The 12702-nt window shown below is 74.4% G+C and carries 13 protein-coding genes and 1 pseudogene; 6 read left to right on the forward strand and 8 right to left on the reverse strand.

All coding sequences use genetic code 11. The features are described 5' to 3' along the window. The first annotated feature begins 77 nt into the window (after positions 1 to 77). Positions 78 to 413, forward strand: a complete 336-nt coding sequence (locus CP968_RS12885) for a hypothetical protein (protein WP_150518159.1) — start codon at positions 78 to 80, stop codon at positions 411 to 413. A gap of 89 nt (positions 414 to 502) precedes the next feature. Here CP968_RS12885 and hutH read toward each other — a convergent pair whose 3' ends face one another. The 5 genes from hutH to CP968_RS12910 all read right to left on the reverse strand — a co-directional run bounded on the left by hutH (position 503) and on the right by CP968_RS12910 (position 6591). Continuing rightward, positions 503 to 2044 carry a histidine ammonia-lyase gene (hutH, locus tag CP968_RS12890; RefSeq protein ID WP_150521889.1) on the reverse strand — a complete coding sequence of 514 codons (1542 nt, stop codon included), beginning with the start codon at positions 2042 to 2044 and terminating at the stop codon, positions 503 to 505. A 196-nt stretch (positions 2045 to 2240) separates the two neighbouring features. Beyond that, complete coding sequence (locus CP968_RS12895; RefSeq protein WP_150518160.1) at positions 2241 to 3353, reverse strand: GGDEF domain-containing protein; 1113 nt, start codon at positions 3351 to 3353, stop codon at positions 2241 to 2243. An 83-nt stretch (positions 3354 to 3436) separates the two neighbouring features. Beyond that, complete coding sequence (locus tag CP968_RS12900) at positions 3437 to 4276, reverse strand: enoyl-CoA hydratase/isomerase family protein (RefSeq protein ID WP_150518161.1); 840 nt, start codon at positions 4274 to 4276, stop codon at positions 3437 to 3439. 23 nt (positions 4277 to 4299) lie between these two features. Then, positions 4300 to 5490 (reverse strand): adenylate/guanylate cyclase domain-containing protein, encoded by a 1191-nt coding sequence (locus CP968_RS12905; RefSeq protein WP_150518162.1) that lies wholly within the window; start codon positions 5488 to 5490, stop codon positions 4300 to 4302. Positions 5491 to 5724: 234 nt separating this feature from the next. Further along, complete coding sequence (locus tag CP968_RS12910; RefSeq protein WP_229886620.1) at positions 5725 to 6591, reverse strand: biotin--[acetyl-CoA-carboxylase] ligase; 867 nt, start codon at positions 6589 to 6591, stop codon at positions 5725 to 5727. Positions 6592 to 6722: 131 nt separating this feature from the next. Here CP968_RS12910 and CP968_RS12915 point away from each other — a divergent pair, with 131 nt between their 5' ends. The 4 genes from CP968_RS12915 (at position 6723) to CP968_RS12925 (ending at position 9440) form a co-directional block, all read left to right on the forward strand. After that, complete coding sequence (locus CP968_RS12915) at positions 6723 to 8318, forward strand: acyl-CoA carboxylase subunit beta (protein ID WP_150518164.1); 1596 nt, start codon at positions 6723 to 6725, stop codon at positions 8316 to 8318. 16 nt (positions 8319 to 8334) lie between these two features. Then, on the forward strand, positions 8335 to 8547 hold the full coding sequence (locus tag CP968_RS12920; protein WP_150518165.1) for an acyl-CoA carboxylase epsilon subunit: 213 nt from the start codon (positions 8335 to 8337) through the stop codon (positions 8545 to 8547). 89 nt (positions 8548 to 8636) lie between these two features. Continuing rightward, entirely contained in the window at positions 8637 to 8768 is a 132-nt protein-coding gene (gene mmpB, locus CP968_RS35350; protein ID WP_268253288.1) for a morphogenic membrane protein MmpB, read from the forward strand. A 66-nt stretch (positions 8769 to 8834) separates the two neighbouring features. Continuing rightward, positions 8835 to 9440 (forward strand): nucleoside triphosphate pyrophosphatase, encoded by a 606-nt coding sequence (locus CP968_RS12925; protein ID WP_150518166.1) that lies wholly within the window; start codon positions 8835 to 8837, stop codon positions 9438 to 9440. Here CP968_RS12925 and CP968_RS12930 read toward each other — a convergent pair. Further along, positions 9421 to 9921 (reverse strand): hypothetical protein, encoded by a 501-nt coding sequence (locus tag CP968_RS12930; RefSeq protein WP_229886618.1) that lies wholly within the window; start codon positions 9919 to 9921, stop codon positions 9421 to 9423. The genes CP968_RS12925 and CP968_RS12930 overlap by 20 nt on opposite strands. A 373-nt stretch (positions 9922 to 10294) precedes the next feature. On the opposite strand from CP968_RS12930, the gene CP968_RS12935 reads away from it, so the two are divergent. Then, the gene (locus CP968_RS12935; RefSeq protein ID WP_150518167.1) at positions 10295 to 12049 is read left to right on the forward strand and encodes an acetyl/propionyl/methylcrotonyl-CoA carboxylase subunit alpha; all 1755 of its coding nucleotides are present in this window, start codon (positions 10295 to 10297) and stop codon (positions 12047 to 12049) included. Between the two features lie 94 nt (positions 12050 to 12143). Here the strand turns inward: CP968_RS12935 and CP968_RS35560 are convergent, their stop codons facing one another. After that, positions 12144 to 12299, reverse strand: coding sequence for a hypothetical protein (locus CP968_RS35560; protein ID WP_229886616.1), 156 nt, complete (start codon positions 12297 to 12299; stop codon positions 12144 to 12146). 117 nt (positions 12300 to 12416) lie between these two features. Further along, positions 12417 to 12638, reverse strand: a pseudogene (locus tag CP968_RS35695) (LGFP repeat-containing protein); the annotation flags it as partial. Positions 12639 to 12702: the final 64 nt, after the last annotated feature.

The following is a 12702-nucleotide window of genomic DNA, read 5'->3' on the forward strand; positions in this document are numbered from 1 at the left end:
ACTTTCCCACGACCCGCCCCTTTCCGTAGCATCACCGCACACGGCCAATTCGCTGCTGCCACAAGGGGGATCGCACCGTGTCCGCACGTCGACCGCTGCTCACCGCTCTCGGAGCGACCACCCTCCTCGGCGCCCTGTGGTTCGTGCCCTCCGCGGGCGCCACCGCTCCGGGCGCCGGTCCGGGGGATTCCGGCGTACCCGCCCCCGCGAACCACGCGGTCCGCGCGAACGCCGCCGCGGCGGCCTCCACGACCGTCACCACCACGCGGACGGCCGGGCAGCCGCCCGCCCCGCTCCTGCTCGCCGACACGGGCTCCGTGGACACCGCCCCCTACCTGCTGGGCGGTGCGCTCTGCCTGGGCGTCGGGGCCGGCTTCGTGACCTTCTCGGTGCGCCGCTCCCGCACCCCCTGAGGGCGGCGCGGCGCGGCGCGCCGAAGGGGCCGCCCCGAAGACCGGGGCGGCCCCTTCGGCGGGTCCGCGGGGCGCCGTGGAGCGGGCCGTCAGGCCAGCGGGCCCGTGACCGGCTCCACCGCGGCGACGAGGCCGCCACTGCGGACGAACGCGTCGGCGGCGGCCAGGTCGGGGGCGAGGAAACGATCCGGCCCGGGGCCCTGCACGCCGGCCGCGCGGGCGGCGGCGATGGCGGCCCGGCTGGCCGGGGCCGGGGTCAGGCCGTGCCGCAGCTCGATGGCGCGGGTGGCCGCGTACAGCTCGATCGCGATGATCCGGGTCAGGTTGTCGACCGCGGTACGGAGCTTGCGCGCCGCCGACCACCCCATGGAGACGTGGTCCTCCTGCATGGCTGAGGAGGGGATCGAGTCGGCGGAGGCCGGTACGGCGAGCCGCTTCATCTCGCTGACCAGGGCGGCCTGCGTGTACTGGGCGATCATGAGACCGGAGTCCACGCCGGCGTCGTCCGCGAGGAACGGCGGCAGGCCGTGGCTGCGGTTCTTGTCGAGCAGCCGGTCGGTGCGGCGCTCGGCGATGGAGCCGAGGTCGGCGGCGGCGACGGCCAGGAAGTCCAGCACGTAGGCGACCGGGGCGCCGTGGAAGTTGCCGTTGGACTCGACCCGGCCGTCGGGCAGCACCACGGGGTTGTCGACGGCCGCGGCCAGCTCGCGGGAGGCCACCAGGGCGGCGTGCGCCATGGTGTCGCGGCCGGCGCCCGCCACCTGCGGGGCGCAGCGCACCGAGTAGGCGTCCTGCACGCGCGGGGCGGACTCCTCCTGGAAGTGCCCGGTGAGCCCGGAGCCGCGGAGCACGGCGGCCATGTTGGCGGCGGAGGCGCTCTGGCCGGGGTGCGGGCGGATGGCGTGCAGCTCGGGCTGGAGGACCTTCTCGGTGCCGAGCAGGGCCTCCAGGGTGAGGGCGGCGGTGATGTCGGCGGAGGTGTAGAGCCGGCCGAGGTCGGCGAGCGCCATGACCAGCATGCCGAGCATGCCGTCGGTGCCGTTGAGGAGGGCCAGGCCCTCCTTCTCGCGGAGCTCCACCGGCTCGATCCCGGCCTCGGCGAGCAGTTCGCCGGCGGGCCGGACGGTCCCGTCGGGGCCCTCGGCGTCGCCCTCGCCCATCAGCGCGAGCGCGCAGTGGGACAGCGGTGCGAGGTCGCCGGAGCAGCCGAGGGAGCCGTACTCGTGGACGACGGGGGTGATCCCGGCGTTGAGCACGTCGGCCATGGTCTGCGCGACGGAGGGCCGTACGCCGGTGTGGCCGGAGGCGACGGTCTTGAGCCGCAGGAACATCAGCGCGCGGACGACCTCCCGCTCGACGCGCGGGCCCATGCCGGCGGCGTGCGAGCGGACGATGTTGCGCTGGAGCTGGGCGCGCAGCTCGGGGCTGATGTGGCGGGAGGCAAGGGCGCCGAAGCCGGTGGACACCCCGTAGACGGGCTCGGGCTTGGCGGCGAGCGCGTCGACGATCCGGCGGGCGCGGGCGAGCGCGTCGAGCGCCTCGCCGGACAGCTCGACCCGGGCGTTGCCGCGGGCGACGGCGATGACGTCCTCGGCGGTGACCCCGGACGTCCCCACCACGACAGTGTGCATATCCATATTCAGCACCCTACGGATTGAATCCCTTCATGTCACTAGCGGGACGGGCACGGACCCCTTGCCGACCGCGGCGCCGTACGGGCCCCGTGCGGGCCCCCGTACGGGCCGACCGGGACGCGGCGCGACCGGCCCGGCGGCCCGGCGGCCCGGCCGCCGGGGCCCGTCCATCGCGGCCCGTCCTGAGCGGCCGTCATTCCCGGCCGCGGAAGCGGCGGCGGTCGCCCGGGGCCTGCGGCGGAGCGTCCGCGAGGCGGACCACGGCGGTGTCCCGGCCCGCGACCACCGGCTTCGCCGAGCGCGCCGCCTTCGCCTTGTACTGGGCCGCGTCCGCGAGCCGGAACAGCCGCCGCGAGGACTGCACCGGCCCGATCGGGTCCCCGGTGGAGGCCACCCCGCAGGCCACCCCCTCGCCCAGTTCCAGTCCGGCGGCGCGCGCGCACAGCTCCTCGGTGACCCGCACCACCTCGTCCGCCGTGGGACCGGAGGTCACCAGGCAGAACTCGTCCCCGCCCAGCCGCGCCACGAGCGCGCCCGGCAGCATGGCGCCGCACAGGCTCAGGACCGACCCGAACCGCTCCAGCAGCCGGTCGCCCATCGCGTGGCCCAGGGTGTCGTTGACCCGCTTCAGCCCGTTGAGGTCGCAGACCACCAGGCTCACCACCGCCCCGGCCCGCCGGTGCTCCTCCAGCGCCTCGTCGAGCCGCATGTCCACGGCCCGGCGGTTGGCGAGGCCGGTCAGCGGGTCGGTGAAGGCGAGCCGCCGGGCTTCCTCCAGCCGCTCGTTCTGGGCGAGGCCGGCCGCGACCACGGCCGCCAGGACGGTCGCGAACTCCGCGTCGTCCTCGTCGAAGTCCGCGAGCCCCTCGTCCCGGGCCACGTACAGCTCGCCCCACGCCCGCCCGCTGAGCACGATCGGCGCCACCACGCAGCTCCCGCGCCCGCGCCGGCGCAGGGACTCCCCGCGCCGCCCCGGGCGGCTGCCCAGCGCGCTCTCGACCCAGGCGTGCGGCCCGCCGCCGCCGGCCCACCGCTCGTGCAGGAACTCGGTGATCTCCGGGAAGTCGTGCACCGGGTACGACTCGTCCTCGGGGAACTCCTCCTCCCCCGACCTCCGCTCCCCCTCGTTCACCAGCACCCGCAGCCGCCCCCGCTCCCGCTCCCACGCGGAGATGGCGGCGAAGGACCCGTCCAGCGCGACCCGCGCCCCCCGCGCGGCCGCCTTGACACTGTCCCGAGGCGCGCACGCCGCGGCCATCGCCTGCGCGAGTCCCACCACGGCCCGGAGCCGCCCGTCCAATCCCATCGCCCCAGATTAGGCGTTTTGTCCCATTCGGCAGGCCGGGCGCGTCCTTCGGTGGCCGGGCGGGGCGGCGGCCCGCGACCGCGCTACCGGCCCGGCCAGTTCGGCCTGCGCTTCTCGTTGAAGGCCGCCACGCCCTCCGCGCGGTCCCCGGAGAAGGCCACCGTCCGCCAGGCCGCGTCCTCGATCTCCAGCCCCGCCGCCAGGTCCATCCCGTGCCCCAGCCGCAGCGCCCGCTTGGCCGCCCGCAGGCCGACCGGCGAGTTCGCCGCCATCCGGGCCGCCAGCGCCAGCGCCTCGGCCGTGTCCGTGCCCGCCGGGACCAGCGAGTCCACCAGGCCCAGGGAGAGCGCCTCGGCCGCCTCCACCCGCCGCGCCGTGAAGATCAGCTCGGCCGCCCGGGCCGCGCCCACCCGGCGCGGCAGCAGCTGCGTGCCCCCGCCGCCCGGGATCACGCCCACCGAGACCTCCGGCAGCCCGACCACGGCCGTCTCGTCGGCCACGATCACGTCGCAGGCCAGCGCCAGCTCGAAGCCGCCGCCCAGGGCGAACCCGTGCACCGCCGCGATCGTGGGCACCGGCAGCTCCAGCACGCCCCCGTAGGCCCCGCGCGTGGTCGGCCGCTGCCGCACCAGCTCGGCGTCGGAGAGGGTGTTGCGCTCCTTGAGATCGGCCCCGACGCAGAAGGCCCGCTCGGCGGCGGAGGAGACCACGACCACGCGCACGGAGGGGTCGGCCGCCAGCGCGGCGCACGCGGTCCCGATGGCGCGGGCCATCGCGGTGGACACGGCGTTCATGGCCCCGGGCCGGTCCAGGACCAGCTCCACGACCCCGTCGTCGCCGTGCCGGCGCACCGTGACGAACTCCGACTCCGACTCCGACTGCGACTTCGACTCCGGCTCGACTGCCGACGACTCGACTGGCACAGGACCCTCCCGGTTAACGGACGTTATCCGGGGATCTTAAGCTTCCGCCTCGTCAGCGACCAGGGCTCCACGACCCCCAGCCCGCGCACCGGCCGCTGCCACATCGGCTGGAGCGCGAAGCGGTACCCGCCGCCGCCCTCCTCCGCCTCGGCCTCCTTCTCGGAGACCGGCGCGGCCCCGGTGCGGCCCAGCTCCTGCGCCATCGCGCCGTCGACCAGCACCGCGTCCTTGGGCGCTATCGACGTCAGCCGACTGGCCAGGTTCACCGTGGTCCCGAAGACGTCGCCCATCCGGGTCGTCACGGTGCCGAAGGCGATCCCGACGCGCAGCTCGGGCATCTGCGGGTCCGCCTCCATGGTCTCGATGAGCCGCAGCGCGATCTCCGCCGCGGTCGCCGCGTCGTCGGCGCAGTAGAGCACCTCGTCGCCGAGGGTCTTGATCAGCCGGCCGCCGTGCGCGGCCACCAGGTCCGCCGCCGTCGTCTCGAAGGCCTCGACCAGCTCGCCGAGCTCCTCCTCCTCCAGCCGCCGCGTCAGCCGCGTGAAGCCCACCAGGTCGGCGAAGCCGACCGCCAGGCGCCGGTCGACCATCTCCTCGTCGTCCGCCACCTGCACCACGCGTCCGGTCGCGGCCGCCAGCTGGCGCCGCCACACGTAGACGAGGAACTCCTCCAGCTCCGGCAGCAGCAGCTCCACCAGGGGGTACGTGACCTCGGTACGGGTCATGCCCGGCTCCGGCGGCTCCGTCAGCCCCTCCAGGAAGGAATCGATCTGCCACTCGGCCAGCCGCGCCGTGGTCTGCCCGGTGGACCGGGCCACCTGCACCGCCATCGGCTCGGACAGCAGGCCGGCCTCCACCAGGCCGGCGAGGCGGCGCAGCGCGAGCACGTCGGCCTCGGTCAGGGCCTTGGCCTGGCCGATGTCGGCGAAGCCCATGGCCCGCCAGAAGCGCGAGGCCAGCTCCATCGAGACGCCGGCGCTCCGGGCGGCCTGGAAGGGGGTGTAGCGGCGCTCGGCGCCCAGGATCAGCTGCTCCAGCCGGATGGCGAGCGGATCCGCCGTCGGCTGGGCCGTGTGGTCGACCTCGTGGTGGGGCGTGTGCTGGTCCCGCCCGATCGGGGTCGCGGGACCGCTGCCGCCGCTGCCGCCGCTGCCGGCGCCGCCGCCGGACCCGTGGGACGCGGACGCGCCGGACGCAGAGTCGTCGACGGTCAAGGGCCGCCTCCTGTCCATTTCCGTGCGCAATGCCCTGCGAACCGGTGGATCACCACGAGCACCGGGATCGCCTAAACCATACGGCAGGTGTGCCGTAGCTCACTCCCCCTCCCCGGCATCGGGGGCCCGGTCCGCCCGCGGCCCGGGCTGGGCCGAACGGGGGACGGCGCGAGCACCCGGCAGCGGCTGCGCCTGCCCCGTCCGCGCGGCGGGAAACCGCGCCGGGGCCGCGGGTCAGTGGACGGAGCGCAGGTGCACGACGTCGCCGGCGCCCACCGCCTCGTGCTCGCCCGCGGGCGTGCGCACGAGCAGCCGGCCCTCGGCGTCGACCGCTTCGGCCGTTCCGGTGAGGGTGCGCCCGCCCGGGAGCTCCGCGCGGACGTGCCGGCCCAGGGTGGCGCAGCCGGCCGCGTAGGTCTCCTGCAGGCCGCTGGCCGCGGGGTCGCCGCCGGCCGCGCGCCAGTTCCCGTACCACTGCTCCAGGGAGCGCAGGACGGCCTTGAGCACCGGGTCCCGGTCGGTGACGGAGGCCCCGGCCAGGGCGAGGGAGCCGGCGGTGGGCACGGGCAGCTCGTCCTCGGTCAGGGTGACGTTGAGCCCGATGCCGAGGACCACCCCGTCGGCGACCCGCTCGGCGAGGATGCCGCCGGTCTTGCGCTCGTCGCCGTCGACGCCGACCAGCAGGTCGTTGGGCCACTTCAGAGCGGTGTCCACGCCCGCCCCCCGGGACAGGCCGGTCGCGGCGGCCACCCCGGCGAGCAGCGTCAGCCATCCCCAGCGCTCCTGGGGCACCGCGTCGCCGGGCTTGAGGAGGACGGAGAAGAACAGCCCCGACCGGGCCGGCGCCACCCAGCTGCGGTCGAGCCGGCCGCGCCCGGCGGTCTGCTCCTCGGCGACGAGCACCGCCCCTTCGGGCAGCCGTGCGGCCCGGGCGGCGAGGTCGCTGTTGGTGGAGCCGGTGGCGGCCACCACCTCCAGGGAGGTCCACAGGCCGTCGCCGGTGACCAGGGCCCGGCGCAGGGCGTTGGCGTTCAGGGGCGGGCGGTCCAGGTTCGACCAGCGGCCGGCGGAAGCACCTGCTGAGGGATGTGAGGGCGTCATGCAACCCACAGTAGGTGTGGCAAACGCCGCACTGCCGAGCGCCATGCCCGCCGTTACGCTACGCACCAGTAGCCAGCAGTAGCCAGTGAATTGACCAGGCCGTTGACACCACGCAGGGAGCCGCGACCCCGATGTCACAACCGTCAGAGCCGATCGACACGCACACCACCGCGGGCAAGATCGCGGACCTGCAGCGCCGCGTCGAGGAGGCCACCCACGCCGGATCCGCGCGGGCCGTGGAGAAGCAGCACGCCAAGGGCAAGCTGACGGCGCGTGAGCGGGTGGCCCTCCTCCTGGACGAGGGGTCGTTCGTCGAGCTCGACGAGTTCGCCCGGCACCGCTCCACCAACTTCGGGCTGGAGAGGACCCGCCCCTACGGCGACGGCGTCGTGACGGGCTACGGCACCGTCGACGGCCGGCCGGTCGCCGTCTTCTCGCAGGACTTCACGGTCTTCGGCGGAGCCCTCGGCGAGGTCTACGGCCAGAAGATCATGAAGGTGATGGACTTCGCGCTGAAGACGGGCTGCCCGCTCGTCGGCATCAACGACTCCGGCGGCGCCCGCATCCAGGAGGGGGTCAGCGCGCTGGGCATGTACGGCGAGATCTTCCGCCGCAACGTGCACGCCTCGGGCGTGATCCCGCAGATCTCGCTGGTCGTCGGGCCCTGCGCGGGCGGCGCCGTCTACTCGCCCGCCATCACCGACTTCACGGTGATGGTCGACCAGACCTCGCACATGTTCATCACCGGCCCCGACGTCATCAAGACGGTCACCGGCGAGGACGTCGGCTTCGAGGAGCTGGGCGGCGCCCGGACGCACAACGCGACCTCCGGCGTGGCCCACCACATGGCCGGGGACGAGAAGGACGCGATCGAGTACGTCAAGTCGCTGCTGTCGTTCCTGCCGTCGAACAACCTCTCCGAGCCCCCCGCGTTCCCGGAGGAGGCGGACACGGAGGTCTCCGACGCCGACCGCGAGCTCGACGTCCTGATCCCGGACAGCGCGAACCAGCCGTACGACATGCACACGGTGATCGAGCACGTGCTGGACGACGCCGAGTTCCTGGAGACGCAGTCCCTCTTCGCGCCGAACATCCTCACCGGCTTCGGCCGCGTCGAGGGCCACCCGGTCGGCATCGTCGCCAACCAGCCGATGCAGTTCGCCGGCTGCCTGGACATCGACGCCTCGGAGAAGGCCGCGCGGTTCGTCCGCACCTGCGACGCCTTCAACGTGCCGGTGCTGACCTTCGTCGACGTACCCGGCTTCCTGCCGGGCACCGACCAGGAGTACAACGGGATCATCCGGCGCGGCGCCAAGCTGATCTACGCCTACGCCGAGGCCACCGTCCCGCTGATCACCGTCATCACCCGCAAGGCCTTCGGCGGCGCGTACGACGTCATGGGCTCCAAGCACCTCGGCGCGGACCTCAACCTCGCCTGGCCCACCGCCCAGATCGCCGTCATGGGCGCGCAGGGGGCGGTGAACATCCTGCACCGGCGGACGATCGCCGAGGCGGAGGCCGCCGGCGAGGGCGAGGCGACCCGGGCGCGGCTGATCGCCGAGTACGAGGACGCGCTGCTCAACCCGTACACGGCGGCCGAGCGCGGCTACGTCGACGCGGTGGTGATGCCCTCCGACACGCGGGCGCACGTGGTCAAGGGGCTGCGGCAGCTGCGCACCAAGCGGGAGTCCCTGCCGCCGAAGAAGCACGGGAACATCCCCCTCTAGCCCCGAGGAGCTCGCAGTGGTGATCAAGGTCGTCAAGGGCAATCCCACCCCCGAGGAGCTGGCCGCAGCCCTGGCCGTGGTCCGGGCGCGCGCGGCCGCGGCCGCGGCCGCCCCGCCGTCGGCCGCGCCCCGGGCGCCCGCCGCCTGGTCGGCGCCGTCCCGGGTGGCGGCGCGCCGGCTCCCGCGGCCGGGGCCGGGCGCGTGGGGGCGTACGTACTGGCCCGGCTAGACCGGGGCTCCGAAGATGGGGCCGGACGAGGGCGGCGCCTGAGTACGGGTACTCAGGCGCCCCACCCGCCCCGGCGTCAGGATCGGAGCATGCTCTGGTCCGATCCGAAGAACGAGCCGCCCCGGGAGCTGCGCGACGCGCAGGCGATGATCCGGCGGCTGACCGTGGTGCTCGCGCTGGCCATGCTGGTCGTGGTGTACGTCCTGGGCGTGGGCTTCTAGCGCCCCTCCAGCGGCTCCGGCCCACCGCCCTCGGTAAGTCGCGGCGGCGCCCCTACGATGGCGGGCATGACTGTCGAACCCCGCCCGCTCGTCCTCGCCTCCGCCTCGCCCGCCCGGCTGAACCTGCTGCGGCAGGCCGGGCTCGCCCCGCACGTGATCGTCAGCGGTTTCGACGAGGACGCGCTGCGGGCGGACTCCCCGGCCGAGCTGGCGCTGGCCCTGGCCGAGGCGAAGGCGGGCGTGGTGGCGGCCCTGGACGAGGCCGCGGGCGCGCTGGTGATCGGCTGCGACTCCGTACTGGAGCTGGACGGCGAGGCCCTGGGCAAGCCCGCGGACGCGGAGGAGGCCACGGCGCGCTGGAAGGCGATGCGGGGGCGGGCGGGCGTACTGCGCACCGGGCACTGCGTGATCGACACGGTGAGCGGCCGTCAGGTTTCGGCGACGGCGTCCACGACGGTGCGGTTCGGCGAGCCGACCGACGCGGAGGTGGCGCGCTACGTGGCCAGCGGCGAGCCGCTGCACGTGGCGGGGGCGTTCACGCTGGACGGGCTGTCGGCGCCGTTCGTCGACGGCATCGACGGGGACCCGGGGAACGTGATCGGACTGTCGCTGCCGCTGCTGCGCTCCCTGCTGGGGGAACTGGGCGTGTCCATCACGGATTTGTGGGCGTGAGCCCTCCGCGCGGCGGAGCCGGCGGGGCGTCCCGGACAGCGGGGTGCTCCCCGGACCCCTCGGGGCCGGTGGGACCGGCCGGGGCCGCGGGCTCCGCGGCGTAGAGCGTCAGGGTCAGCACGAGCAGGCACAGGATCAGCATCATCGTCGCGAAGGCGGCCCAGCCGACCACGGCGACGGCGAGGATGCCCAGGACGGCGTGGACGGCGGCGGCGGTGACGAGGACGATGCGGGCGAAGCGGCCGGGCGGCCGGTCGCGCAGGGCGACGAGGGCGATGAGGACGGCGCACAGCAGGAGGAACGCCCCCGTGCCGGCGCCCAGTCCGTACGTCGCCCTGGACATGACGTCCGGGTCGCTGCCCGCGATGGACATCGACTGGTTCGCCGTGGTCGCGCCGAGCACGAGGTGGACGAGGACGAGCACCGCCGCCTCCGCCACGAGCACGACCGCGGCCACAGCGGCCACGAGCCTGCGCAGCACGACCCCACCCCCCACACGTCACAAGCGTGTTCGACGCCTGGAGGCTACTAACGGGTAAACGTGCGGACAAGGGGTCCGGGCCGCTTCGTTACGGGCGGTCGCCGTCGCGGCCGTCACGCAAAGAATGCGTGGGCCGTTCGTAGGGAGTCCACAAAGAATCACCCGGGGCCGCTGACCCGCCGAACAGAGACCCGAGCCGCGTGCCGGGGTTACTGTGCAGTCGGGGATCCCCCTGACCTGGGGCGCCACAAGGGTTTCCCAGTCGGACGGGCCGCGCTTCACACTCCGTGTGGGCAAGGTCACCACTGGGGAAGGGTCGAAAGGCCGTGTGGGCTGTCCCTAAACTCAGCTTGTTTTCAAGGAGGGAGCCATCGTGCGCAAGGTGCTCATCGCCAACCGTGGCGAAATCGCTGTCCGCGTTGCTCGGGCCTGCCGGGACGCCGGAATCGCGAGCGTAGCCGTCTACGCCGATCCGGACCGGGACGCCCTGCACGTCCGCGCGGCCGACGAGGCGTTCGCGTTGGGCGGTGACACGCCGGCGACCAGCTACCTGGACATCGGCAAGGTCCTCCAGGCCGCGGCCGACTCGGGCGCGGACGCCATCCACCCCGGGTACGGCTTCCTCTCCGAGAACGCCGACTTCGCCCAGGCCGTCCTGGACGCCGGTCTGACCTGGATCGGTCCCCCGCCGCAGGCGATCCGCGACCTCGGCGACAAGGTCGCCGCCCGCCACATCGCGCAGCGCGCCGGAGCGCCCCTGGTCGCGGGCACCCCCGACCCGGTCTCCGGGGCGGACGAGGTCGTCGACTTCGCCCGGGAGCACGGCCTGCCCATCGCCATCAAGGCGGCCTTCGGCGGCGGCGGCCGCGGCCTCAAGGTCGCCCGCACCCTCGAAGAGGTCCCGGAGCTCTACGAGTCGGCCGTCCGCGAGGCCGTCGCCGCCTTCGGCCGCGGCGAGTGCTTCGTCGAGCGCTACCTCGACAAGCCGCGGCACGTCGAGACCCAGTGCCTGGCCGACACCCACGGCAACGTCGTGGTCGTCTCCACCCGTGACTGCTCGCTCCAGCGCCGCCACCAGAAGCTGGTCGAGGAGGCCCCGGCGCCGTTCCTGAGCGACGCCCAGAACGCCGAGCTCTACGCCGCCTCCAAGGCCATCCTCAAGGAGGCCGGCTACGTCGGCGCGGGCACCGTCGAGTTCCTCGTCTCCGCCGACGGCCTGATCTCCTTCCTGGAGGTCAACACCCGCCTCCAGGTCGAGCACCCGGTCACCGAAGAGGTCTCCGGCATCGACCTGGTCCGCGAGATGTTCCGCATCGCCGACGGCGAGGAGCTCGGCTACGGCGACCCCGTCCTGCGCGGGCACTCCTTCGAGTTCCGCATCAACGGCGAGGACCCGGGCCGCGGCTTCCTGCCCGCCCCCGGCACCGTGACCCGCTTCGCGCCGCCGACCGGCCCGGGCGTCCGGCTCGACGCGGGCGTCGAGTCCGGCTCCGTCATCGGCCCCGCCTGGGACTCCCTGCTGGCCAAGCTCATCGTCACGGGTGCCACGCGCGAGCAGGCCCTGCAGCGGGCGGCGCGCGCGCTGGCCGAGTTCGAGGTGGAGGGCATGGCCACGGCCATCCCGTTCCACCGCGCGGTCGTCGCCGACCCCGCCTTCACCGCCGACCCGTTCACGATCCACACCCGCTGGATCGAGACCGAGTTCGCCAACGAGATCCCGGCCTTCGTCGCCCCGGCCGCCGAGGACGTGGAGGACGAGCCGGGCCGCGAGACCGTGGTCGTCGAGGTCGGCGGCAAGCGCCTGGAGGTCTCGCTGCCCTCCTCGCTGGGCATGACCCTGGCCCGCACGGCCGCCGCCGGCGGCGCCAAGCCGAAGCGCCGCGCCGCCAAGAAGTCCGGCCCGGCCGCCTCCGGCGACACCCTGGCCTCCCCGATGCAGGGCACGATCGTCAAGGTCGCGGTCGAGGAGGGCCAGCGCGTCGAGGAGGGCGAGCTCATCGTGGTCCTGGAGGCCATGAAGATGGAGCAGCCGCTGAACGCGCACCGCGCCGGCACCATCGTCGGCCTGACCGCCGAGGTCGGCGCCTCGCTCACCTCCGGCGCCACCATCTGCGAGATCAAGGACTGATCCGCGGGGCCGCCGGCCGCGGCACTGATCGGCCCCCGGGACCCGAACGGGTCCCGGGGGCCGACGTCTTGTCGCGTGCGGGCCGAACGTCCGGCTACCAGGTGCCGGCCGGCGCCTGCCAGCTCTTCAGGGGGCTGTCGAACCCGCCGTCCGCGCGCGACCTGAAGGTGTGCGCCATGCTGGATCCGGCAGCGTGGTTGTACACGACGGCGAGGTCGTCGCGGCCGTCCCTGTCCGTGTCGCCGGACACCGGCCTCCCGAGCGAGCCGGCGTACCACTGGCCCTCCTGGGCCTCCCAGCCCCTGACGTCCTCGGCGCTCCCGCCGTCGGGCTTGCCGGCCAGGGTGAACAGGGCCGAGGTCTGGCCGCCGTAGTCGTAGACGGTGGCCAGGTCGGCCCGGCCGTCGCCGTTGAAGTCGCCCGCCAGCTCGGTGCGCAGGTGGGCGGTGCCGTCGGTCGGCCTGCGGCTGTGCCGGATGTAGCCGCCCGAGAAGTCCTCGCGGGGGCCGCCCGCGACGTCGTCCTCGTCCGACTGCGGATAGCCGAGGCAGCTCCTCTCGGCTCCGAGCTCGAACCACTTCTGCCGGATGCCGTCAGGACCGTCCGGGCACCGGTGCTCGGGTGCAAGTGGATGCCGGTGCCGATGGCCGTCG

This window comes from Streptomyces subrutilus, from assembly GCF_008704535.1.
Lineage (GTDB): Bacteria > Actinomycetota > Actinomycetes > Streptomycetales > Streptomycetaceae > Streptomyces > Streptomyces subrutilus.

Excerpts from the sequence above, each read along its gene's own strand:
- hutH (WP_150521889.1), bottom strand. The coding sequence starts at position 2,044 with ATGCACACTGTCGTGGTGGGGACGTCCGGGGTCACCGCCGAGGACGTC.
- CP968_RS12895 (WP_150518160.1), bottom strand. The coding sequence starts at position 3,353 with ATGGGATTGGACGGGCGGCTCCGGGCCGTGGTGGGACTCGCGCAGGCG.
- CP968_RS12910 (WP_229886620.1), bottom strand. The coding sequence starts at position 6,591 with ATGACGCCCTCACATCCCTCAGCAGGTGCTTCCGCCGGCCGCTGGTCG.
- CP968_RS12915 (WP_150518164.1), top strand. The coding sequence starts at position 6,723 with ATGTCACAACCGTCAGAGCCGATCGACACGCACACCACCGCGGGCAAG.
- mmpB (WP_268253288.1), top strand. The coding sequence starts at position 8,637 with ATGCTCTGGTCCGATCCGAAGAACGAGCCGCCCCGGGAGCTGCGCGAC.
- CP968_RS12925 (WP_150518166.1), top strand. The coding sequence starts at position 8,835 with ATGACTGTCGAACCCCGCCCGCTCGTCCTCGCCTCCGCCTCGCCCGCC.